The sequence below is a fragment of the Myroides odoratimimus genome, assembly GCF_038039805.1.
Taxonomy (GTDB): Bacteria; Bacteroidota; Bacteroidia; order Flavobacteriales; family Flavobacteriaceae; genus Flavobacterium; species Flavobacterium odoratimimum_B.
On the sequence record NZ_JBBPHK010000001.1, the window covers coordinates 1 to 25,974 of the forward strand.

Genomic DNA, 25,974 nt, shown 5'->3' on the forward strand with positions numbered 1-25,974 from the left:
ACCCGCGACCCCATGCGTGACAGGCATGTATTCTAACCAACTGAACTACCAAACCTTCGTCGTTACTGCTTTAATGCGATGCAAATATACAACCATTTTCTACAGTTCCAAATGTACTTTTAAAAAAAATAAAACTTTTTCCCTTATTAATTTTGATAAAACTGAGTATCAACAACATAAAACTTAAACTTTTTTTCATTTTTTTTACTTCATATCCCCTGTTCTTCTTATAAACAACAAAAAACACACTGATTCCGCATACTACTTAGCATAAGCACCTCTTATTATCACCTATTTTTTTCAGAAAAAATAATGCAATTACTAAAAAAACGATCTTTCAAATCAAAAAACAAAACAATAACCAACCACTCCTACTGCATAAAATAAAACATCTCATACCCAAAAACACTCAGCTATACTCCTAAAACAATAAATAAATCGAGCTTCCCCTCAATAAAAGAGCTAACCACAAGAATATTTCTCCTTGTATATATACACTATGTCAAAGAACCTATGAACTATAATTCAGTTACAAAACTATACATTCATACATTCTTTATCTTATATACTGCTTAGTATAGCTACTAATGACTTATTTTGCTCTATAATGGTCGCAACTATTGGGACACTACATTCACTTCTCTAAAATAAAGCAAAAAAAAGACCCTCATTACTGAGAGTCTTCCTTAATACTATATATATCGAGGATTATAATAATCCTTCAATGAAATCTACATAAGTTTTCTTAGGTGCAACACCTACTTGACGTTGTACTACTTCACCATCTTTGAATACTAATACAGTAGGGATATTTCTAATACCGAATTTAGCAGCGAATTCTTGATTTGCATCAACATCTACTTTACCTACTACAGCTTTTCCTTCGTATTCTGAGCTGATCTCTTCGATTACTGGCCCTAACATTTTACAAGGTCCACACCATACTGCCCAAAAGTCAACCACTACGGGTTTGTCTGATTTTAATACTACTTCCTCGAAAGTAGCATCTGTTATTTCTAATGCCATTATTCTTTGCTTTTTATATTATATCAACAAACTTAATAAAATTATTATAGTAATCGACCTACATACAATTTTTTTTATCTATAAAAGTATTATCAAATAATATTGCTTTTACTAGTTTAATTTAAAATCTACTTGTAAGGCCTCCAGTTCTTCTAGTAATTCTGCTGTGATATTCACTCTACTATTGCGACTAGTAAACTCTAATCTATTCACTATTCTAAACTCTGGTACATCTACTGCTATAGGCTCATCCATATCAAAGCCTTCACTCGTCCCATCATCCTCATCTCCTTCATTCATTCCTAGCTGTGGTATAGCTATAGGAGTAGCTTCTTTCACTATTCTTTCTACTTCCAACACTTCAAAATGCACAAAACTATCCCCTTGATATCTACTAAAAGCATCTTTGATTAACTCTGCTTGCCTAGTAGCCACATCTTTTACATTCATCACCACTGTAAGCTTCTTAGCATAAGTAGGGATTACTTCATGTAGCAACTTCATTTCTACAAACTGAATACGAGGTTCACTCTTTTCTCCTGTATCCTTATTCACCCAGCCTTCTTTAACTAGGATCTTAATATATACGAATGTATTGTTTAATAAGAAATGTCTAAACTTCAAGAACTCCTCATTGAACATTCTGAACTCAAAGCTCTCATCATATCCTTCTATGGTAAACATCGCCCAATCTTTCCCTTTAGCAGAGGTACGGAACTGTACATCGCTAATCATTCCTCCGAACATAAGATTGCGCCCCGTGAAAGGAGTCAGGTCTGTCAATTCCTCCACCTTCACATTACAGAAATATCTCATCTCAAACTTAAAGTCATCTAATGGATGTCCTGAGATATAGATACCAACTACCTCTTTCTCCTTAGCCAATTTCTCCATCGTACTCCATTCCTCACAGATAGGTAATAGAGGCTCAGGTATTTGTACTTCACTACTCTCACCGAATAGACTAAACTGAGAAGAATTATCATTCTCCTGCGACTTAGCCCCATAGCGTATAGCTTTCTCTAAGAACACTATATTATCACTTGGGTCTGTGTGGAAGTACTGTGCTCTATGCGTATTTTTAAAACAATCAAAACCTCCTGCTAAAGCAAGGTTTTCAAATGCTTTCTTATTTGCTGATCTCAGGTCTATCCTCTTCGCTAGGTCAAATACAGAAGTGTATAACCCATCTTTTCTATTCTCTACGATAGTGTTTACAGCCCCTTGACCTACTCCCTTGATTGCCCCCATACCGAAGCGAATCTCATAGTTATCATTTACTGTAAACTTGTAGAAGGATTCATTCACATCAGGGCCTAATACTTGTAGTCCCATGCGCTTACACTCTTCCATGAAGAAGGTAACCGACTTGATGTCATTCATATTATTAGACAGTACAGCCGCCATATACTCTGCAGGATAGTGTGCCTTCAGATACGCTGTCTGATACGCTATCCATGCATAACAAGTCGAGTGAGATTTGTTAAACGCATAAGAAGCAAAGGCTTCCCAGTCTTTCCATATCTTCTCTAGTGTAGTAGCATCATGTCCTTTAGCAGAAGCCTGCTCTACGAACTTTGGCTTCATCTTATCTAGTACATCCTTTTGCTTCTTACCCATCGCTTTACGAAGTACATCGGCCTCACCTTTAGTGAATCCAGCCAACTTCTGCGACAGAAGCATCACCTGCTCTTGATATACCGTAATACCGTACGTCTCTTGTAAGTATTCTTCACATGCGTCTAAGTCATATACGATAGGTTCTTCCCCATTCTTACGACGAATAAACGAAGGGATATACTCTAGTGGCCCCGGTCTATACAGGGCATTCATCGCTATCAGATCGGCAAACACGGTAGGCTTCAGCTCACGCATATACTTCTGCATACCTGCAGACTCGTACTGAAACACCCCGATAGTCTCACCTCTCTGGAACAGCTCATACGTCTTCACATCATCGATAGGTATCTTATCCGGATCTATATCTATACCTGTACGATACTTCACTAGTTTAATAGTATCCTTAATAAGGGTTAAAGTTTTTAACCCTAAGAAGTCCATCTTTAATAGACCAGCACTCTCTGCTACCGAGTTGTCAAACTGTGTTACATATAAGTCAGAGTCTTTAGCTAGCGTTACTGGAACGAACTTCGTAATATCATCTGGAGTGATAATTACCCCACAAGCGTGAATACCTGTATTACGCATTGACCCCTCTAGTATCTTAGCCTGCTGTATAGTCTCTGCAGCTAATGACCCCTCTTGAGCTAAGGCTATTAATTCTTTTACTTTATCAAATTCTTCTGATCGAAGTACTCCTTTTATAGCGTTCTCATCCTCTGTTAAGAATCGATGTAAGTTCCACTTAGATGGCATCATACCAGGGATAAGCTTCGCGATTCTATCTGCTTCAAACAATGGCAAGTCTAACACCCTAGCCGTATCTCTAATCGCAGACTTAGTCGCCATCTTACCATACGTGATAATCTGTGCTACCTGATTAGCTCCATACTTATTGATTACATAATCCATTACACGACCACGACCTTCATCATCAAAGTCAATATCGATATCAGGCATCGATACACGGTCAGGGTTAAGGAAACGCTCAAACAGCAAATCATACTCGATAGGATCTAGATTCGTAATTCCTAGACAGTACGCCACAGCCGAACCCGCAGCCGAACCACGACCTGGTCCTACAGACACTCCCATCTCTCTCGCTGCTGCGATAAAATCTTGTACGATCAAGAAATAACCAGGATACCCCGTTCTCTCGATAGTCGCTAGTTCGAAGTCTAGTCGCTCTCGGATCTCCTCTGTCACCTCAGGATACCTAGCTTCTGCTCCTTTATAAGTAAGGTGCTTTAAGAAGTTATTCTCTCCGCGTTTACCACTTCCATCTCCTTCTAAATCTCGCGCATCTTGGAACTCCTCTGGTATATCGAACTTAGGTAGTAATACATCTCGATGTAGCACGAATGGCTCCACCTTATCCACTACCTCTTGTATATTATAGATAGCATCAGGCAAGTCTGAGAACAGTTCCTTCATCTCCTCAGTAGACTTAAAGTAGTATTCCTGATTAGGAAGACCATATCTATAGCCTCTACCTCTACCGATAGGAGTAGACTGCTTCTCACCATCCTTCACACACAATAGAATGTCGTGTGCATTTGCATCTTTTTTATCTAAATAATAAGCATTATTAGTCGCTATTAGTTTCACATCGTGTTTACGCGCTAGCTCCACTAATGCCTTGTTCACGCGATTCTCATCTTCTTGATTATGTCGCATCAACTCTACGTATAGATCATCGCCGAACTGCTCTTTCCACCATAGTAGGGCTTCTTCAGCTTGGCGTTCACCTACGTTTAATATCTTACCAGGCACCTCACCATATAAGTTACCCGTCAGTACCATCACATCTTCTTTATACTGCTCTACCACCTGCTTATCGATACGAGGTACATAGTAGAACCCGTCTGTATAAGCGATAGATGCCATCTTCGCTAGATTGTGATACCCATTTTTATTTTTGGCAAGTAATACTACTTGATATCCATTGTCTTTTTTAGTCTTATCTGTATGATTCTCACAGATAAAGAACTCACACCCCACGATAGGAGTTAGCGTCTGTAGTGGTTCCTCCCCATTCTCAGCGCGCTCTTTATTCTTAGCCTCTATCCCCTTATTATGGTTATTCACCGCCATCACGAAGTGGAATGCCCCCATCATATTACCGTGATCCGTCATCGCTACAGCAGACATATCACAGTCACCAGCCTTCTTCACTAGATTATTAATCGCTATCGTAGACTGTAAGATAGAGAACTGTGTATGCACGTGTAGATGTGCGAAGTTAGCCTGATCTAATAATTCTTTCTCATGATCAGATACTTCCTCAGATGCTCCACCTTCTAGTTTAGCCAGTCGCTTGCGAATCTCTTCAGACGCTTTCTTTAAATTGATATGTTTAAGGCCGATCAGCTGAAATGGCTGAGGGTTAGCCTCGCGATAACGCACGATGTACTCCTCATCCTGTTGTAACTCCTGCGTAGAGAATGTTCCATGCTTTATCAATTCTAAGAAACATCGAGTAGTCGCTTCCACATCGGCAGTAGCATTATGCGCCTCAGCGAATTTCTCACCAAATAAGAATGTATGCAGCTCAGTCAGTGTAGGAAGTTTATATCTACCTCCCCTACCTCCCGGTAGTTTCAGCATCTCAGCCGTCACCTCTGTACAGGTATCTAGTACAGGCAGCTCTGACATAATACTATTCACTCCCTTACGATAAAACTCACACCCCATAATATTCACGTCAAACCCAGCATTCTGACCGACGATAAACTTAGTCTTAGACAGCGCAATATTAAACTTCTCCAATGCCTCCATTAGAGAGATACCCTCTTGTTCTGCTAATTCTGTTGAGATACCATGTATGCGCTCTGCATCATAAGGAATATTAAATCCTTCTGGTTTAATCAGATAATCTTGATGCTCTATCAGCTTACCATACTCATCGTGTAACTGCCAAGCGATCTGTATACATCGAGGCCAGTTATCAGTATCGGTAATGGGTGCCTGCCAACTTTTAGGAAGACCTGTAGTTTCGGTATCAAAAATTAAATACATACGTGATTATAAGAGTTTTAACCTTAAACAAGGTAGAATAGTGTAAAAAACAAAGTTACAAAACTTTTGTGAAGTTGTGGAGTTGTTCTTTTGTGAGGTTGTTCTTTTGTGAGGTTGTGGAGTTGTGATGTTGTATTTATGTTGTTCTGTACATTGCCATAGACTTGAATACATAAAGTATATAAAAAAGACCACTCATAAAGAGCAATGTAGAAATTTTTACGGACACTCTGTAACATAAAAAAAAGACCACTCATAAAGAGCAGTCTTATATATTTTTCATGCCGAAGGCAAACATTCCTAATTCCTAATTCTTAATTAAATTAATTCCCTGCGCTCACAGGCATTTTATACACCACACCATCTTGGAAAGACTTCATATCCCTAAGTGTATACTTATAATACTCTTTCTGCTTCGTAGTTAATTTATAGAACCCTGGCATAGTATCTTTCTTCATATTCGCAAAGAATTCAGCAGTTATCGTTCCAGGCACTTGACTATCCTTATCCGCAAACTTAAATTCCCCAGTATTAGTGATATTCTCAGCTGTCTTATAGATAGCGATAGGTGCTTTCGTTACTTTATCATAGACGATATATTGCGCAAAAGCTGTCTTTAAATCTGACACATCTACTGGCACTACATCCCCAAAAGCGAATGTTCTATCTACTTCTTCATTAGAGAAAGCATAAGGAACTCTCAGGGTAAACATCGTTGTATCCGTTTCAGCTTTTAGATACAGTATATTTTCATTAGCTACTCTTAAGTCAGTATACTGAGGTCTCCATGTTTCGAATTTTACTCCAGTTGTAAATTCTTCATTATTAACCATCGCAATAATACTCGGATCAGCTGTCTTCGTCTCATTCTCACATGCGATGAATCCAAACCCTAATACCATCAAAACTATCCCTATAACCTTTTTCATATTTTTAACTATCTTCTTTAATAACAGCAAATACAAAAATATAGTATTTAGACCACACAAAAAAGCTTTATTTTAATATAATATTAACTTTTACATTCTCAATGTAATTTACTGAAAATAATTGCCTTTAAAGTTAGTTTACCCTAATAGTTTCATTAATACTTCATCATAATATCCCTTCTTCACAACCATACCCCTTTGCCCCCTTATGACACTAATGCCTCAATATTCCCTTTTTGCACAATAATGATGGCACATCCCTAAACTAACCACCTCATTATCAATAATCAGAGCTAATTCAATACTAATTCTTTCGGATACTATTCGGGTAGAACCAGTGTTTACTTGGGTTAAAGAAGGTTTTACCGAACTGTACTAATTCTCTACCCGAATGATCTACAGAGTAGCTCAGTTTAGAATAATAGAAGAGAATGGATTTACTTACACCACAGAACGCACAGTGTGTCAGACAGATATAAAATAAAAAAAATCAATATATTAACGAATCACTTCAAAATAAATATTATCTTTGCACCTCAATTTTGAACCGAGGTCGGGTACCTCAACTAATTAAATTAATTATGTCTGTAAAAATTAGATTACAAAGACACGGTAAAAAAGGAAAACCTTTTTACTGGGTAGTAGCTGCTGATGCACGCGCTAAAAGAGATGGTAAATTCTTAGAGAAAATCGGAACTTACAATCCTAACACTAACCCTGCAACTGTAGAATTAAATGTTGATGCTGCTGTTAAATGGTTATTCAACGGTGCTCAACCTACAGATACTGCTAGAACATTACTTTCTTACAAAGGAGCAATGTTAAAACACCACTTACAAGGTGGAGTTAACAAAGGAGCTTTAACTCAAGAGCAAGCTGACGCGAAATTCGCTGCTTGGTTAGAAGAAAAAGCTGCTAAAATCAACGCTAAGAAAGAAGGATTATCTTCTTCTAAAGCTGCTGACAAAGCTGCTAGATTAGCTGCTGAGAAAGAAGTAAACGCTAAGCGTGCTGCTGCTGCTCAAGCTAAAGCTGCTGAAGCACAAGCTGCTCCTGCAGAAGAAACTGCTGAAGCAACTGAAGAAAGCAACGAAGAAACTCAAGCATAATTTACTAGCGATATGCGTAAAAAGGATTGTTTCTATTTAGGCAAAATCGCAAAGAAATTTAGCTTTAAAGGGGAGGTACTTATTTATTTAGACACCGATGAACCTGAGTTATACGAAAACTTGGAATCAGTGTTCGTCGACTTCGACGGACAACTGGTTCCTTTTTTTATGGAACAAGCTTCATTACATAAAAGCGATTTTTTAAGAGTTAAATTCGAGGAGTCTAACTCTGAAGAAGATGCTGACCGATTAGTCGGATCAGAGATATACCTACCACTGACGATGCTTCCTAAACTAGAAGGAAACAAATTCTACTACCACGAAATCACTGGTTTTGACGTAATAGATACTAACGAAGGTGAAATAGGTCAACTAAAAAGAGTAAACGATAGTAATTATCAACCTCTATTCGAGATAGACTTTAACGGAACCGAAATATTAGTTCCGATGATAGATGAACTTATCCATAAAGTAGATCGTGAGAATAAGAAGTTATATCTTAATGTACCTGTTGGGTTATTAGATATTTATCTAGGAAGATAATACATCACATCATACAGCCTCGAGACACTTGTTTCGAGGTTTTTTGTTTTTATATTTGTCGATTATGGTAGCACTACATCACTTGGGTAATCGCATCTGCATCATTGGGCTTAGCTCTTCTGGCAAGTCTACTCTAGCTCAAGCCTTAGGCAAGAAACTGAATCTAAATATCCTGCATTTAGATCAGATAGCGCATATACCTAATACAGACTGGATACCTCGTGACAAAGCACTTATGACAGCAGATCATGAGAGATTCTTAACCGATCATACAGACTGGGTGATAGAAGGCAACTATAGCTTTTTAATGCCTGAGCGGTTTAAAGACGCTACCTGTGTTATCTGACTAGACTTCTCTCCTATCGGAGCACTGTACAGATACATAAAGCGCAGTATCACGCATAGAGATACTCGCCCTGGCAACTTAGATGGTGCTAAGAGCCAATTCAGTATGAAGATGGTCAACTATATCTTATTCGAAGCTCCTAAAAAAAGCCCTAAGTATGTAGAACTGATTAATAATAGCCCTGCTACCTTCATCCATATCAGAAGTTTTAAAGAACTAATGAAGTGGTATAGAGTGTGGGAGTTGTAAATAATCTATTATGATAGTTGTTAAGTTGATTAAAATTCATTAATACCCTTTACAATACCTATATCTTACTTTCCACATCATCTCTTTATTCTTTCCAAGATTCTTTCAAGCCTCTACCTCCCCTTACGGTTATTCCTTGACTATAAATTACGCTTAATTAGTTTAAAAAAATATTCTAATTTTTTATCAACAGAACAAACAAAAGACACCTATACATAATTAATAATCTATATATAAGTTAAATAAAAGAATTATATTAGATTTATAAAAACCACAATTATGAAAAAGTATCTATTCTTATTATTGATTATGACCTCTTCTTTTGCTCAGAATACCTCTGAAGTAGAAGTGATAAGATACAGCTATAAAACGAGTATTGCCAATGGGTCTAAGAAGCTTGTCCGCGATGGTAATGCTATACTTGATATAAAAGACAAAGAATCTAGATTTACAGATCTGATGAACTATAGTTTTATAACCTCTCAGAAAACAGACAATCCTGAAAAAAACAATCAATCAACCTTTAAATGGACTGTATATGCTGATGGAACTACTACTTCGTTTTATGATAAGATAGGATTAGACCTGAGCTATTATGAGGAAGATAAGAATAGTATAAAGTGGACTATACTTCCAGAGGTTAAAGATTGGAATAACTATAAGGTACAACTTATGGTGGTAGAGAATGGACAGTGCTATTCACCCAAGATATACCTGTACAGAGTGGCCCTTATAAATTCATTAATCTACCAGGCTTCGTAGTGAAGGCTTGGGATAGTGAGAATCACTTTGTTTTTGAACTTCTTGACAGTCAGAAAGTATCTACTTCATGGGATATTGTCACTGATGATAAGTATGCAAAGTATTCGAAAGACCAGACGAATAAAGCACGTAAAGTAGCCGCTAGTAAAACGTATGCTCAACTATTAGAAGAAAAAGGCACTGTCCTGGACAAAGTTACTGCTGAATATTTCAATAGAAAAGTAGGTGACAGTGAGAACCCTATTGAACGTGATTTTTAACTTAAGTCTTTTATTCTACCTTACACTTCTGTACAGCTATACATTAGGTCACTAAACCTCCTTTTTGTACTTTTGCAAAAAGACTAAGCAAGATGTTTCAATTTAAACAGTTTACGATACAGCAGGATAAATGTGCGATGAAGGTAGGTACGGATGGAGTACTATTAGGAGCATGGACACCGATAGACAATAATCCTTACAATGTATTAGACATAGGATCTGGCACAGGACTGCTAGCCTTAATGATGGCACAGCGTACAGGTGCAGAGCAGATAGATGGAGTAGAAATAGACGAAAACGCACATGAGCAAGCTGTAGAGAACTTTGAGAACAGTCCTTGGGGTGATAGACTATTCTGCTACCATGCCGACTTAGAGACCTTCGCTAATGAGATGGAAGAAGAATATGATCTAATTATCTCTAATCCTCCTTTCTATAGTGAAGATTATCACACGAATGATAAGCAGAGAGATACTGCTCGCTTTCAGGATGCGATGCCTTTTGATTTATTAATTGAGGCAGTAGAATATTTCTTGTCTGAGAAAGGTGTCTTTAGTGTAATTATTCCAGCCAAAGAAGAAGAGACACTGATGCGATTGGCAGCCGAGTTTGGTATCTATCCATTCAAGGTAACTCGCGTTCGAGGGAACGAACAAGCCGAAATCAAACGTAGTTTAATTGCTTTTTCACGTCAATTAGTAGAGAAAATCCCCTTAGATGAGCTAACTATCGAAGTAGAGAGACATCAGTACACCCCAGCATTTGAGGCACTTGTGAGAGATTTTTATTTAAAATTATAAAAAAAGTTAAAATTATTTTGTTTATTCCGAAATAATTTAATGATATTTGTACCAACAAAAACAAAGAAGAAAAATGAATACAGTTTATACAATGATGATGACAATGATGATGTGGAGAAATCCGCAGGGCTTGTTATTTGCATAAACTTAAATTCTAAATAACATATATAAAGCCCTTGCGATAGCGAGGGCTTTTTTTTTACACTAAACCAAACAGTATATAATTAGATAAATATAAATACCATGATTTTCAATACTAACACAATGATGATGGCAATGATGATGATGAACATGATGATGTTCACGACGCCCTATTGCCTAAAGTCAACGAGTTAGTTATAATCTAAACAAAGAGATTAAAATACTTGAAGTCCTTTTGGCAATGCCGAAAGGACTTTTTTTATGCCCTTTACTCAGCAGGGTTAAGTACTGAGAAAATAAAAAACTAAAACATTAAAAAATATAACCATGAGCAATCTAAATTTTTCAACACAAGCATTACACGCAGGACACAATGTACAATCTACAGCAGGAACAAGAGCAGTGCCTATCTATCAGACATCATCGTATGTATTCGAAAATGCTGATCATGCAGCAGGAGCTTTTAACCTGTCTATCCCAGCGTACATCTATACAAGATTAAACAACCCTACTAACGATATCTTAGAACAACGCTTAGCTGCACTTGAGGGAGGTATCGGAGCTGTAGTAACAGCATCAGGAGCATCTGCTATCTCTACAACGTTCTTAACATTATTAAAAGCAGGAGACCACATCGTATCCTCTAATAGCTTATACGGAGGGACTTATAACTTATTTAATGTTACTCTTCCAAGATTTGGTATCAACACCACTTTCGTAGATCCATCTAATGTAGAGAACTTCAGAACAAATATTCAAGAGAACACAAAAGCAATATTCGTAGAGAGTTTAGGTAATCCTAAGTTAGACATCATTAACCTAAAAGCAGTAGCGAAGATCGCACAAGAATTTAAGATACCTTTCATCGTAGATAACACTGTTGCCTCTCCTGCTCTACTTAACCCGATCGAATATGGAGCTAATATCGTAGTACACTCACTGACTAAGTACATCACAGGGAACGGTACTTCATTAGGTGGAGCGATTATCGATGCAGGGACATTTGATTGGTCAAGTGGTAGATTCCCTGAGTTCACAGAACCATCACCAGGATACCACGGACTAATATATCACCAAGCATTAGGTAATGCGGCTTTCATTGCCAAAATCAGAGTAGAAGGATTAAGAGATTTAGGTGCAGCACTTAGCCCATTCAATGCTTTCCAAATCATCCAAGGATTAGAGACATTGCCTATCCGTATCCAAAAGCACAGTGAGAATGCTCTTGCATTAGCAGAATGGTTAGAGAAACAAGATGCTGTAGCATGGGTAAACTATCCAGGTCTGAAGTCAAGCCCTTACCACGACTTAGCAAAAGAGTACTTACCTAAAGGACAAAGTGGAGTGGTAACATTCGGATTGAAAAAAGGATTTGAAGCAGCGAAGACAGTAGCGAACGAGACAAAACTATTCTCACTACTTGCCAACATCGGAGATACCAAGTCATTAATCATCCACCCTGCTTCTACTACACATCAACAGTTAAGTGTGGCTGAACAAAAAGCAACTGGAGTAGCACCTGACTTAATCAGACTATCAGTAGGAATAGAAAACATTGAAGATTTAAAAGCTGATTTAGCTAACGTATTTAAAACATTATAAGATGAGTACCCAAACAGATATACTAAAACACATTCCGATAGACCCACACACAGGAGCCATCGCAGTACCGATCTATCAGACAACGACATTCGCTCAAGAAGCACCAGGAGTAAACAAAGGATTTGACTACACACGTACCAACAATCCTACTCGTCAAGCCCTTGAAGAATTAGTTGCCTCTTTAGAAAACGGTGCAAAGGGGTTTGCCTTTGGGAGTGGACTGGCAGCTATAGATGCTGTATTTAAAACATTGAGTCAAGGAGATGAAGTAATAGCAGTAGCCAATATCTACGGTGGTACATACAGACTGTTGAATGAGGTATATGCAAAGTTTGGGATCAAAACTCATTATGTAGATACAACAGTAGCAGCTAATGTAGAGAAAGCAATCAATGACAAAACTAAGTTGATATGGATAGAAAGTCCTACTAACCCTACACTGCGTATATCAGATATACAAGCTATAGCAGACATTGCTAAGAAACACAAGGTTTGGTTATGCGTAGATAACACTTTCGCTACCCCAATAGCTCAAAAACCTTTAGACTTAGGAGCTGATATCGTGGTACACAGTGCTACGAAGTACATAGCAGGACACTCAGATGTAGTAGCAGGATTGGTCATCACGAAAACAGAAGAGTTAGGCAAGATCATTAAATTTCACCAAAACTCTACAGGAGCTATACTAAGTCCTTTCGATAGCTTCTTAACCATCAGAGGAATTGAAACACTCTTGCTCAGATATAAAGGATATTCAGAGAATGCCCTAAAGATAGCAGAGTACCTCAGCACACATCCGAAGATAAACAAGATATACTATCCAGGATTAAAAAGTCATGAAGGACATGAACTTGCTAAGAAGCAACAAAAGTATTTCGGAGGAGTCATCAGCTTTGATCTAAAGGACAACAGCAAAGAGGCAGCTCTTAAGATTATACAAAGTCTAAAACTCTTTACACTGACTGAGGGATTAGGAGGAATAAAGAGCTTGAGCAACTATCCCTTTGAGATGTCTCATGGCTCCGTACCTAAAGAGACTAAAGTACAAGCAGGGATAACAGAAAGTCTAATACGACTATCCATAGGATTAGAAGAAACAGAGGATTTAATAGAAGATATCAAACAGGCATTAGCACAATAAATAACAACAGAATACCATGAGTCGCTTACAAGAAATAACAATCACTAATCATACACTACCAAACGGAAGTACACATACTTTTCACTTCACCTATCAGGTGGCGGGACAGCCTTTACACAGTGCTCCAATTGTATTGGTCAACCACGCTTTGACAGGAAATAGTCAAGTAGCAGGCGATGACGGATGGTGGAATAGCTTAGTGGGTTATGACAAAGTAATCGACCTCAACCGATACACAGTCCTTGCCTTTGACATACCTGGTAATGGTTTTAACCAACAGGAGGCTCACCTCATCCAAGATTATAAAGCACTAACGACTAAAGTAATTGCAGAAGTATTTTGGAAAGCGTTAGACCGATTACAGATTAATAGACTATACGCTGTTATCGGAGGAAGCTTAGGAGGAAGCATTGCTTGGGAATTAGCTTTTTTAAGGCCAAAAGCGATAGACCACTTAATCCCCATTGCGACAAGCTGTAAAGCATCTGATTGGTTAATAGGAAATGCTTTAGTACAAGACAGTATTCTGAACAACTCTTCTCAACCGATAGAAGACGCCCGTATGCATGCTATGTTACTCTACCGCACTCCTGCATCGCTCCAGCAGAAGTTCGCTAACGGATATAAAGAAAGCGAAAACCAATATGCGATAGAGAGCTGGCTTAAATATCACGGACAGGCTTTAGAAAGTCGCTTTAAACTCCAAGCCTATAAATTGATGAATCACCTTCTGAGAACCATAGGCCAAGAGCAAACACAAGACAGTTTAAAAACTTTTGCTCAACAAACTAGTGCACACATACACTGTATAGCAGTAGATACAGATTATATGTTCACCAAAGAAGAGCAAGAGCAAACAGTAGAATTACTAAAAGACTGTTGCAAACACATTACATACCAAGAGATTCAGTCCATACACGGCCACGATGCCTTTTTGATTGAATACGAACAATTAAACAATTTATTAAAACCATTATTTTAAAATCAGCACATTATGAAAGTATTAAAGTTTGGAGGGAAATCCCTTGCATCAGGACAAGCTTTTGACAACGTTATAAACATTATCAAAACAAAAGTAAACGAAGGACCTATCGCTATTGTGGTTTCTGCCATAGGAGACACTACAGATACCCTTGAACATATATTAGACTTAGCAAAGACTAAACAAGATTATACAACTGCCTTTGAAGCTTTTAAGAACAGACCTTACCACCAAGAAGCAGATATAGATACAGAAATAGGAGTATTGAGCAAATTATACGAAGGAGTATCTCTAATCGAAGACTACGGGCTAAAGATTAAAGACCAAGTATTAGCACAAGGAGAATTAATATCAAGTAAGATATTAGCTGCTCAATTAAATGCAAAAGGGATAAGAGCTACCTCTGTAGATAGCCGTCAATTCTTTATCACAGATAACAACTTTGGTAGTGCACAAGCTATAGATGAGCTATCAAAAGAAAAGACTAAAGCTTTCTTTAACCAATTAGACAAAGACACTATCGCTATCGTTACAGGATTCATAGGAGCTACCGAAAAAGGAGAAACGACTACTCTTGGACGCAATGGTAGTAATTACTCTGCAGCACTATTGGCTAATTTTATCCAAGCAGATGAATTGCAAAATTATACTCATGTAGATGGTATTTATACTGCTAACCCTGATTGGGTTAAGAATGCACAGAAGATAGAAGAACTTCACTTCGATGAAGCAAATGAGTTGGCAAACTTCGGAGCATCTATTCTACACGCCAAAACAATATTGCCTTTGGTAGAGAATAACATTCCGCTGCGTATCTTAAATACATTGAACCCTAATAGCAAAGGTACACTCATCTCTAATAGACAAACAGTAAAGGGAATCAAGTCTTTATCTGTACAGTCTAACGTAGCCTTAATCCAATTCGAAGGACGTGGACTATTAGGGATCGTTGGAGTTGACGCACGTGTATTTACAGCATTGGCTAACGAAGGAATAAGCGTTGGGGTAATTTCACAAGGTTCTTCAGAGCGTGGTTTAGGATTTATCGTGGAAGAAAAAGACGCAGATAAAGCAAAGGATGCCTTAAACCGCGAGTTCTCTAATGACTTCTATACACGTGATGTGAATAGCATTTCTATTATCCGTGATATAGCAGTTATTTCAATCATCGGACAAGACCTAAGCACATTTGACAAGCCTTATGCTGCGTTAGTAAAGAATAAGATCGTTCCTATCCTATTCAACAATACAGTGACAGGAAAGAACGTAAGTTTAGTAGTACGCAAAGAAGAAGCGAAGAAAGCGCTAAATGTGATCCACGGACAAATATTTGGTATCGCTAAGAAAATCAATATCGCTGTATTCGGTCATGGTTTAGTTGGCGGAACATTGATAGACCAAATCTTACACTCTGCTCAATCTATCGAAGACAAAAAGAATATTGCCCTTAACATCTTCGCCATTGGTAACTCTAAAAAAGTATTGCTAAACGATGGGGGGATTAACTGCAACTGGAGAGAAGATTTAAAAGATAAAAGTGTTGCCTATAATATTCAAGAGGTCATCGACTATGCGAATGCTAACCACTTAGAAAACTTAATCGCAATAGATAATACAGCATCAGGAGAATTTATCAAAAATTACATCCCATTAGTAGAGAATGGCTTTGATTTAATCTCATCAAATAAGATTGCCAACACTATATCGTATAGTTTCTACAGAGAGTTACGCCAGACATTAAAAGCAAACCACAAAGAGTATCTATACGAAACAAATGTAGGTGCAGGATTACCATTGATTGATACGATTAAATTACTTCACTTATCAGGAGAGAATATCACGAAGATAAAAGGAGTATTCTCAGGAAGTTTAAGTTACATCTTCAACAACTACTCTATCCAAGATAGACCATTTAGTGAAGTGCTGAAAGAAGCAATCGACAAAGGATATACAGAACCAGACCCACGTGAAGACTTATCAGGTAATGACGTAGGACGTAAGTTGCTAATCTTAGCAAGAGAGTTAGACTTACAAAACGAATTCGAAGAGATAAACATTCAGAACTTAATTCCAACAGACTTACAAGCTGTGGATACTCCAACGTTCTTAAACAGTTTAGAGAAACTAAACCCTTATTTCGACAAGATAAAACAAGGCTTAGCGCCAGATACAGTACTTCGCTATGTAGGAGAGCTATCAGGCGATCTACAAGAAGACAAAGGAGTATTAGAAACGAAGTTAATCGAAGTACCAACAAGTTCTGCTTTAGGACAATTAAAAGGTTCAGACAGTATATTCGAGATATACACTGAGAGCTATGGCGACAACCCTATCATTATCCAAGGAGCTGGAGCTGGAGCATCTGTAACTGCCAGAGGAGTATTTGGAGATATTTTAAGATTAGCTGATAAATAAATTGGTTAACAGTGGACAGTTTACAGTTAACGGACTAACCAACGTAACTGTAAAAGTGACACAGAATCTTGTGTCAAACACTGTTAACTGTAAACCGTTAACCATAAGCTGTAAATCAACATAGTGTCCCACTTTATGCTACCATTTAATACTAAAATAATCATATGAGACCATAATAGTCAAGTATTTAAAGAGGCTTTGATTAAGCAATTACTTTTGATTTACAAGTGAATACCAAAAACTAACCACTGTTAACTGTAAACCGTTAACCGTAAACTAAAAAAAGATGAGTACAATTAACAATGAAGAAGGCTGTTGTTTTGAGACACAAGCCATAAGAACACAGACAGAGCGCTCCCAATACAATGAGCACTCTACACCACTATACCTAACCTCAAGCTTTGTCTTTGACGATGCTGAAAATATGCGTGCCGTATTCGCAGAAGAAGTTGAACAATATTCTTACTCACGTTTTACTAACCCTAATCAAACTGAGTTGGTAGAAAAGATCAGGCTATTCGAGAAAGCAGAAGCAGGTTATGCCTTTGCCACAGGTATGGCGGCTGTGTACTGCAGCTTGTTCCCATTATTAAAAGCAGGTGATCACATTGTTTCTTGTTCTAACATCTTTGGTTCTACGAGAAGTTTATTCAGTAATATGTTTCCAGAATGGGGAGTTGAGACGAGTTACTTCGACCTAAACCAAGTTTACGATGTAGAGCAATTGATTCGACCTAACACGAAGATACTATTTGCAGAAAGTCCTACTAACCCAGGAGTGGATGTATTAGACTTAGCTTTTTTAGGAGAGATTGCAAAGAAACACAACTTGATCTTTATTGTAGACAACACTTTTGCCACTCCTTACTTGCAGAACCCGATTTCATTAGGTGCACATATAGTCATACACTCGGCAACTAAGTTAATAGACGGACAAGGAAGAGCTTGTGGAGGTGTGACTGTTGGCTATCAAGACTATATTCAGAAAATATATGTCTTCGCTCGTACCATTGGCTCAAGCATTTCACCATTTAATGCATGGGTCTTGTCTAAGAGCTTAGAAACATTAGCTGTACGAGTAGATAGACATTGTGAGAATGCCTTGACTATAGCAGAGTATTTAGAAAGACATCCAGCAGTGGAGTTTATCAAGTATCCGTTCTTGCCAAGTCATCCACAATATGAAATAGCAAAAAAACAAATGAAACAAGGAGGAAACATCATCGCCTTTGGGATTAAAGGAGGACTGGATGCTGGTAAAGCATTCTTAAATGCTTTACAGTTATGTAGCCGCTCTGCTAATCTTGGAGATAGTAGAACAATCGTTACCCACCCTGCTTCAACCACACATAGTAAGGTTCCTGCAGAAGAAAAAATAGCCACAGGAATTACAGACAACCTGATACGTCTATCTGTTGGTTTAGAAAACACAAAAGATATTATCCGTGACTTAGAACAAGCATTATCTACTGCAAATAAATAATGTAAATCAAGACACTTCAAAAAACATTGATTAAAAGAGAAAATTATGTCAACAACACTTATACATACTGATATCAGAAGCCTATTAAAAGAACGCACTTTAGTACTCGATGGAGCAATGGGTACGATGCTTCAGGCTTACCGATTTACAGAAGAAGATTTCAGAGGGGAGCGCTTTGCTGATTTTGCTCACCCCCTGAAGGGAAATAATGACTTGTTGTCTATTACTCAACCTGAAGCTGTTAAAGAAGTACACAGACAATATCTTTTGGCAGGAGCTGATATCTTATCTACAAACACTTTTTCAGGGACTACCATTGCGATGGCAGATTACCACCTGGAAGATATAGTATACGAACTAAACTACCAATCGGCTAAGATAGCCCGAGAAGTAGCAGACGAAGTAGAAGCTTTAGATCCTGACAGACCTCGCTATGTAGCAGGGGCTATCGGACCGACGAATAAAACAGCGAGTTTATCTCCTGATGTTAATAACCCAGGATATCGTGCCATTACTTTTGAAGAGCTGAGAGTAGCTTATAAGCAACAGGCTGAAGCCCTATTAGATGGAGGATGTGACTTACTATTAGTAGAAACCATATTTGACACACTAAATGCTAAAGCAGCTTTATTTGCTATAGACGAGATACAGGCAGAACGAGGTATTGATATTCCGATCATGATTTCGGGTACGATAACTGATGCTTCAGGACGTACTTTATCAGGACAGACTGTTGAGGCATTTCTGATTTCTATAGCACATATTCCTCTGTTGAGTATAGGGTTTAACTGTGCTTTAGGAGCGGAGCAATTAGAACCTTATGTAAAGCAATTAAGTCAACATGCTGCTGTGAATATATCAGCTCACCCGAATGCTGGTTTGCCAAATGCCTTTGGAGAATATGATCAAACACCAACAGAGATGAAGGAACTAATCGACAGTTTCTTAAGTCAAAACTTAGTGCAAATCATCGGAGGATGCTGTGGTACAACTCCAGAACATATTAAGCTAATTGCTCAGGCAGTAGCAGAACACAGTAAGGACAGAAAACCAAAAGAAAACAACCTAAAACCAGTACTTGCCCTATCGGGATTAGAACCTTTATATGTGACTGCAGAAGCGAACTTCATCAACGTAGGAGAACGCACAAATGTTACAGGATCACGTAAGTTTCTTCGCTTGATCAAAGAAGAGAAATTTGACGAAGCCTTAGCTGTAGCGAGAGAACAAGTAGAGGGAGGTGCTCAGATTATTGACATCAATATGGATGAAGGATTGTTAGACGGTGTGCATTGCATGACTAACTTCCTTAACCTCATCGCTTCTGAACCAGATATTGCGAAAGTTCCTATTATGATTGATAGTTCTAAATGGGAGATTATCGAAGCAGGACTACGCGTAGTACAAGGTAAAGCAATTGTGAACTCTATCAGCCTAAAAGAGGGAGAAGAGTTGTTTATCGAACACGCTAAATTAATCAAACGCTACGGAGCTGCCTCTGTAGTAATGGCATTCGACGAAAAAGGACAGGCAGACTCCTTAGAAAGACGTATAGAGATCTGCCAACGTTCTTATGATATATTAGTCAACCAAGTGAACTTCGCACCTCAGGACATCATCTTTGACCCTAACATATTTCCTGTAGCGACAGGGATGGAAGAGCACAACAACAATGCTTTGGACTTCTTTAATGCTACCAAATGGATCAGAGAGAACCTTCCTTATGCCAATGTAAGTGGTGGTGTAAGTAATGTTTCTTTCTCTTTCAGAGGAAACAACAAGGTAAGAGAAGCAATGCATGCTGCCTTCTTATACCATGCGATACAGCACGGTATGAACATGGGTATAGTGAATCCTGAGATGTTAGAAGTTTACGATGAGGTAGACAAGGATTTAATGGAACACGTAGAAGACGTGTTGCTAAATAGACGGGCTGATGCGACTGAACGCCTACTCGACTTTGCCGAAAGTATTAAAAATGAAAGTGCTATTCAATCAACCGAAGTTAAAGTAGAAGAATGGCGTTCAGGTAGTATCCAAGACCGACTAACACATGCCTTAGTCAAAGGAATCGAAACATATATCGAACAAGATACAGAAGAAGCTCGCCTAAGCGTACCTCAGCCGATTCAAGTGATTGAACAATATCTAATGAATGGAATGAATGTAGTCGGAGACCTTTTCGGAGCAGGTAAAATGTTCTTACCACAGGTAGTAAAGTCTGCACGTGTGATGAAGAAAGCGGTCGCCTATCTACTTCCGTTTATTGAAGAAAGTAAAAAACAGAACGCAGAAGCCTCTGTAGGTAATGCAGGTAAGATACTTATGGCTACTGTGAGAGGAGATGTACATGACATCGGTAAGAATATCGTAGCAGTGGTATTGGCTTGCAATAACTATGAGATCATCGACCTTGGGGTAATGGTCCCACCTGAAAAGATTATTGAAACAGCGATAAAAGAGCAAGTGGATATTATCGGACTAAGTGGATTAATCACTCCATCCTTAGATGAGATGGTACACTTGGCTAAAGAGCTTGACAAGGCCAATAGCAATATTCCAATCATGATTGGTGGAGCAACTACTTCCCGTGTTCATACAGCTGTGAAGATTGCACCAGAATACAAGAATTGCGTTGTACATGTACACGATGCCTCACGTTCAGTGACCATTGCCAATCAGTTGTTACAAAAAGAAGTTGAAGCAAGCTTTAAAGAAAACATCAAAGCAGAATACGATCAGCTTAGACGCGATTACTTAGGTAGAGCAAGAGACAAAAGCTATATCACAATCGAACAAGCAAGAGCAAACAAAGTCAAGATAGAATGGGATGCTAAAGACATTGTCAAACCCAACTTCATCGGTACGAAGACCGTAACAGTAGAGCTGGACGAACTATTGCCATTTATAGATTGGGCACCGTTCTTTCGTTCTTGGCAGTTGTTTGGCAAGTTTCCTGAGATCTTGACAGATGAGATAGTAGGACAGACAGCAACACAAGTATATGACGATGCTTTAGTAATGTTAGACAAAATCATCACTGAACGTTGGTTCGAAGCACGAGGTGTCTTAGGCATTTTTCCTGCAAATCAAGTTAATGATGACGATATCGAAGTGTACAACGAACAAGGAGAAACATTAGATAAGTTATTAACGCTGCGTCAACAATCGCTGAAGAACATCAAGGCTCCGAATATTGCCTTAGCCGACTTCGTTGCTCCAAAAGAAAGTGGATTAGAAGACTACATTGGTTTATTCGCAGTCTCAACAGGTTTTGGAGTAGATGAAATAGCCAAACAATATGAAGATGACCTTGATGACTATAATGCTATTATGGTCAAAGCATTAGCAGACCGTTTAGTAGAAGCTTTTGCAGAATACCTTCACCACGCAGTTCGTAAAGAAATTTGGGGATATGCTTCTGCTGAACGCCTTAGTAATGAAGAACTGATAAAAGAAGCTTACCAAGGGATTCGACCAGCACCAGGTTATCCAGCTTGTCCTGATCACTTAGAAAAAGGAACAATATGGAAACTCCTACAAGTTGAAGAACGCATTGGTGTTAGTTTAACAGAGAGCTATGCCATGTTCCCTGCCGCCGCAGTATCGGGTTATTATTTTGCCCACCCACAGAGTAGATACTTTGGATTAGGTAAAATAGAACAAGATCAATTAGCAGACTATGCTAAGAGAAGAAACATAACAATAGAAGAAGCTGAACGTTGGCTGTCACCCAACTTAGCACAAAATAATAAATTAACGACGAACGAATCATGAAAGTAATAGAACACATCCAAAAAGCAAACGGTAAAACACAATTCTCTTTTGAGATATTACCTCCCTTAAAAGGGCAAAATATTCAAGGAATATTTGACTCTATCGAACCGCTAATGGAGTTTGACCCTCCTTTCATAGACGTAACGTATCATCGAGAAGAATATGAGTACAAAGAAGCAGGCAACGGACTGTGGGAAAAAAGAGTTGTCAGAAAAAGACCAGGAACTGTCGGTATTTGTTCAGCTATCCAACATAGATTCAAGTTGGATGCTATACCACACATCTTGTGTGGAGGCTTCACCAAAGAAGACACTGAAAACTTCCTCATAGACCTTGATTTCTTAGGGATAGATAATGTTGTAGCCCTTAGAGGGGATGCTGTGAAGAACGAGACTTACTTTAAACCCGAACCGAAAGGAAACAAATATGCCTCTGAATTAGTTACTCAAATCAGTGAACTTAACCAAGGTATCTATTTAGACCCAGAGCTTGAGAATACCAGTAAGACTGACTTCTGCATCGGAGTAGCAGGCTATCCTGAGAAACACATGGAAGCACCTAACTTTGATACAGACTTAAAATACCTAAAGCAGAAGATAGACAACGGAGCAGAATACATCGTTACACAGATGTTTTTTGACAACAGTAAGTTCTTCGCCTTTGTAGAGAAATGTAGAGCTATCGGTATTGATGTGCCGATTATCCCAGGGCTAAAACCATTAGCTACCCTAAGCCAATTGAATCTGCTACCTCAACGTTTTAAAGTTGACTTACCAGATGATTTGGTTGCTGAGGTACTCAAAGCAAAAGACAATGCTGCTATCCGCGAGATCGGTATTGAATGGTGTGCACAGCAGTCAAAAGAATTGATAAACGCAGGTATCCCTATCGTACACTACTACTCTATGGGTAAATCTGACAATATCAAGAAGATCATTAAGCTTGCAACAGTTTAGAGAACAGTGAACGGTTGACCATTTGTAGACCGTAAACTAATAAGCTCGTTATTTATAATTTTTTGGTTGTGATAAACCTCTTGTCTTTAGGCAAGAGGTTTTTTTAGTTTCATATACAAGCCCTATTTCCACAACGTACATCCACCATCCTTGTCATGCTGAAGAATGAAGCATCTCACACGTAACTCCACACAGTAACCACAATCCACTATTAACCATAAAACAATATTTCAAAGAACATCCTCTAAGTGAACTTAAAGGGTAACTGATACACTATCAATCACCCTCCAAAAGTACTTCTCTTATCAAATGTTCTTTTTAATACTGACTATTTTGATTATGAATGATATCATTTAGTCACTTTTAGTAGCAGAAAGTGGGACACTATATCTAATAGGGCAATATAAAACATTCCTAATTGTCTATCCTCAATTAAACTCCTCCCTATAATCAGTGATTTAAAACAATATTTTCAACCTCTAATAGGCTATATATCAAATCATAGTGTACATTTGTTAATAAAAAACATGAAAAAGACACTCAAACTATTAACTCTAATGTTATTCATAACATTAGCCTCTTGCTCTAAATCAGCAGAATACGGAGAAGCCTCTGCTGTTGCTTTAGAAGATATCAGCACAACAGATGCTGCTGCAGAAACCACTACTGAAGCACCACAATCTACAGATTCTACTCAAGACATCACTGTACCTGAACGCATGATAGTCAAAGAGGGAAATATACGTTTCGAAACTTCGAATGCACAAGAAACTCGGGCTAACATCGTAGCAAGTAGCAAAAAACTCAACGGATATCTATCACAAGACACATCAAATGTCTACGGCAATCGCACTGAACATACCATTGTGATTCGCGTACCTGCGAAGAACTTCGAAACCTTGTTAGAAGGAGTTACACAGACTGCCACTAAAGTAGACAGCAAAAACATCAATGCCTTAGATGTAACCGAAGAATTCATCGATGTAGAAGCGAGAATCAAGACGAAGAAAGAAATAGAAGAGCGCTATAAAGAATTACTTAAACGCGCCAATACAATAGATGACATTCTAAGAATAGAAAGAGAACTGGGGGCTCTACGTGCGGATATAGAATCTTTTGAAGGGCGATTAAAATATCTAAAGAGTAGAATATCGCTAAGTACCCTTACGGTAACTTTCTATGAAAAAGGAGAGTCAACAACAGGCTTTGGATACGAAGTATCATCTGCCTTTGGTTCTGGATGGAGTAATCTCTTATCATTTGTGATAGGACTATTCTATATCTGGCCATTTATCCTAATCTCAATCGGACTAATCTTTATCATCAGACGTATCAGAAAACGCAGAAAACAGAATAAAATAAACTAATATAAAGCAAAAGCCCTACTGTCATAGTAGGGCTTTTTATATTGAATTGTCCAGAGTCAAATCCTGTATTTCTACTGTCCAGATTATCGTCCTATTCAATTATCTTTTTCTGATTACAAATATATAAAATTTAAATCAATCAAATATAATTCACTGATACTTAGTATTTATAATTATTATCTTCTGCTATAGTTTTTAATTATTATAACAATCGATTATTTTTTCTGATTTACGTACAAACTGCTTGAGTATAGAATTTTCTTCACAAAACTCTATGTAAAACTGTCCGTCAGCAATATTAAAATCATCTACCTTCATTGCAGTAATAATAGTAAACTCATAAACATCGATACTATCAAAATGAATCTCAACTACAACATTTAAATCTTTTTCTGTATCGAACTTATTTATCAATACAATACGTTTTTTTCGATCAGAAGAAGTTGGAAAATTTATAGGATTAAAACTATTCTCTTTAAAAATATAGTAAATAATATGCTTAATTGACTTAAAAACAAGACTTACAGTTTCTTGAATAGATATACCTTCTCTTCTTTTTCCTGAATCATCCTCACTTGAAAAACGCAAAATATAATGTTTATCCCCATAGATTGTGACAAAAAAACCAACATCTCCTACTTTTAACTTTCTTGTTTGGACAGATGCATTATTAACAACATAAGCATATGAATCACTTTCTAAATTCTGATTGAGTTTCTTTGTTATAATCCGCTTTCTTTTTCCCATTTCAGATGTTTGATACCTAAAACAAAATTACATTTTAAAACTCAATACAAACAAAAAAAAAACATTAGTATTCAAACAATTACACTGATTTAATACATTTTACATTTCTTTAATTATGTATCTACCTGCTTTATGTGACACGCAAAATATTGCGTCTCTACAGTAAACCTATACCTAATACCATAGGCAAAAACTGTTAACCGTTAACTGACAACTGTAAACCTGTTATCTCCTCCTTCATCTCTAACAAATTCAACTCTCCATCGTATAATGCGTGAAACACAAAAGGCTTACTCTCTAATATGTATTTATAGATAAACCAATCTGTTTTCGGAGTAGGTACATTCAGCAAGTCCTCATACGCTATCCACTCTAAAGTTCCCTCGTTACACTCAGGAGGAGTTACAGCATCGATATCAGCTACATACACATAGCTTAGCCAATTATACTTAGTAGGAGAAGTCTCCGTCAGTATACCGCAGAACTTCACCTTCTCTACTTTTATACCCGTCTCTTCAAATGTCTCACGGATCACACCCTCCTCAGGAGTTTCGAAAGGTTCTATCTTACCTCCTACAGGAGTATACGTATCTTTATTGGGTTCTTTTAAACGCTTTAGCAGCATTAAGTTGCTACCATTTCTAAGCACACATAATGTCGCTATCTTCTTTATGCCCTCAGGGATGATTACTTTACTCATC

At 37.9% G+C, this 25,974-nt stretch carries 20 protein-coding genes; 15 read left to right on the forward strand and 5 right to left on the reverse strand.

The genetic code is table 11. The annotated features are described in order from the left end of the window. Positions 1-708: 708 nt before the first annotated feature. The 3 genes from trxA to AABL85_RS00015 all read right to left on the reverse strand — a co-directional run bounded on the left by trxA (position 709) and on the right by AABL85_RS00015 (position 6,593). A complete protein-coding gene (gene trxA / locus AABL85_RS00005) occupies positions 709-1,026 on the reverse strand; it encodes a thioredoxin (RefSeq protein ID WP_006257591.1) in 318 nt (105 codons plus the stop codon). Between the two features lie 111 nt (positions 1,027-1,137). Next, complete coding sequence (gene dnaE, locus AABL85_RS00010; protein WP_341308763.1) at positions 1,138-5,664, reverse strand: DNA polymerase III subunit alpha; 4,527 nt, start codon at positions 5,662-5,664, stop codon at positions 1,138-1,140. Between the two features lie 323 nt (positions 5,665-5,987). Beyond that, on the reverse strand, positions 5,988-6,593 hold the full coding sequence (locus tag AABL85_RS00015; RefSeq protein ID WP_341308764.1) for a hypothetical protein: 606 nt from the start codon (positions 6,591-6,593) through the stop codon (positions 5,988-5,990). Positions 6,594-7,174: 581 nt separating this feature from the next. Here AABL85_RS00015 and AABL85_RS00020 point away from each other — a divergent pair. From AABL85_RS00020 to AABL85_RS00090, 15 genes are all read left to right on the forward strand, one after another. Then, positions 7,175-7,702, forward strand: coding sequence for a 30S ribosomal protein S16 (locus AABL85_RS00020; RefSeq protein ID WP_286413300.1), 528 nt, complete (start codon positions 7,175-7,177; stop codon positions 7,700-7,702). Between the two features lie 12 nt (positions 7,703-7,714). Further along, positions 7,715-8,245: a ribosome maturation factor RimM gene (rimM, locus tag AABL85_RS00025; protein WP_006257597.1), complete on the forward strand. Its 531-nt coding sequence runs from the start codon at positions 7,715-7,717 to the stop codon at positions 8,243-8,245. Between the two features lie 64 nt (positions 8,246-8,309). Next, on the forward strand, positions 8,310-8,591 hold the full coding sequence (locus tag AABL85_RS00030) for a hypothetical protein (protein WP_341308765.1): 282 nt from the start codon (positions 8,310-8,312) through the stop codon (positions 8,589-8,591). Between the two features lie 105 nt (positions 8,592-8,696). After that, positions 8,697-8,840, forward strand: coding sequence for a hypothetical protein (locus tag AABL85_RS00035; RefSeq protein WP_341308766.1), 144 nt, complete (start codon positions 8,697-8,699; stop codon positions 8,838-8,840). Positions 8,841-9,119: 279 nt separating this feature from the next. Further along, positions 9,120-9,602, forward strand: a complete 483-nt coding sequence (locus AABL85_RS00040) for a hypothetical protein (protein ID WP_341308767.1) — start codon at positions 9,120-9,122, stop codon at positions 9,600-9,602. Beyond that, positions 9,533-9,862 (forward strand): GLPGLI family protein, encoded by a 330-nt coding sequence (locus tag AABL85_RS00045; RefSeq protein WP_341308768.1) that lies wholly within the window; start codon positions 9,533-9,535, stop codon positions 9,860-9,862. The genes AABL85_RS00040 and AABL85_RS00045 overlap by 70 nt, the downstream gene beginning before the upstream one ends. Before the next feature lie 92 nt (positions 9,863-9,954). Continuing rightward, positions 9,955-10,662 carry a tRNA1(Val) (adenine(37)-N6)-methyltransferase gene (locus AABL85_RS00050; RefSeq protein WP_006266183.1) on the forward strand — a complete coding sequence of 236 codons (708 nt, stop codon included), beginning with the start codon at positions 9,955-9,957 and terminating at the stop codon, positions 10,660-10,662. Between the two features lie 468 nt (positions 10,663-11,130). Continuing rightward, on the forward strand, positions 11,131-12,405 hold the full coding sequence (locus AABL85_RS00055; RefSeq protein ID WP_155090840.1) for an O-acetylhomoserine aminocarboxypropyltransferase/cysteine synthase family protein: 1,275 nt from the start codon (positions 11,131-11,133) through the stop codon (positions 12,403-12,405). A gap of 1 nt (position 12,406) precedes the next feature. Next, on the forward strand, positions 12,407-13,546 hold the full coding sequence (locus AABL85_RS00060; RefSeq protein ID WP_286413293.1) for a trans-sulfuration enzyme family protein: 1,140 nt from the start codon (positions 12,407-12,409) through the stop codon (positions 13,544-13,546). 16 nt (positions 13,547-13,562) lie between these two features. Then, positions 13,563-14,528, forward strand: coding sequence for an alpha/beta fold hydrolase (locus AABL85_RS00065; protein ID WP_341308769.1), 966 nt, complete (start codon positions 13,563-13,565; stop codon positions 14,526-14,528). A 12-nt stretch (positions 14,529-14,540) separates the two neighbouring features. Next, on the forward strand, positions 14,541-16,943 hold the full coding sequence (gene thrA / locus AABL85_RS00070) for a bifunctional aspartate kinase/homoserine dehydrogenase I (protein ID WP_341308770.1): 2,403 nt from the start codon (positions 14,541-14,543) through the stop codon (positions 16,941-16,943). Between the two features lie 286 nt (positions 16,944-17,229). After that, positions 17,230-18,426: a trans-sulfuration enzyme family protein gene (locus AABL85_RS00075; RefSeq protein ID WP_341308771.1), complete on the forward strand. Its 1,197-nt coding sequence runs from the start codon at positions 17,230-17,232 to the stop codon at positions 18,424-18,426. Positions 18,427-18,471: 45 nt separating this feature from the next. Continuing rightward, positions 18,472-22,203: a methionine synthase gene (gene metH, locus AABL85_RS00080; protein WP_341308772.1), complete on the forward strand. Its 3,732-nt coding sequence runs from the start codon at positions 18,472-18,474 to the stop codon at positions 22,201-22,203. Then, entirely contained in the window at positions 22,200-23,159 is a 960-nt protein-coding gene (gene metF / locus AABL85_RS00085; protein WP_341308773.1) for a methylenetetrahydrofolate reductase [NAD(P)H], read from the forward strand. The genes metH and metF overlap by 4 nt, the downstream gene beginning before the upstream one ends. 527 nt (positions 23,160-23,686) lie before the next feature. Then, entirely contained in the window at positions 23,687-24,526 is an 840-nt protein-coding gene (locus tag AABL85_RS00090) for a DUF4349 domain-containing protein (RefSeq protein ID WP_341308774.1), read from the forward strand. Positions 24,527-24,721: 195 nt separating this feature from the next. Here AABL85_RS00090 and AABL85_RS00095 read toward each other — a convergent pair whose 3' ends face one another. Next, entirely contained in the window at positions 24,722-25,273 is a 552-nt protein-coding gene (locus tag AABL85_RS00095; RefSeq protein ID WP_341308775.1) for a hypothetical protein, read from the reverse strand. A 196-nt stretch (positions 25,274-25,469) separates the two neighbouring features. Beyond that, entirely contained in the window at positions 25,470-25,973 is a 504-nt protein-coding gene (locus tag AABL85_RS00100; RefSeq protein WP_286413287.1) for an NUDIX hydrolase, read from the reverse strand. Position 25,974: the final 1 nt, after the last annotated feature.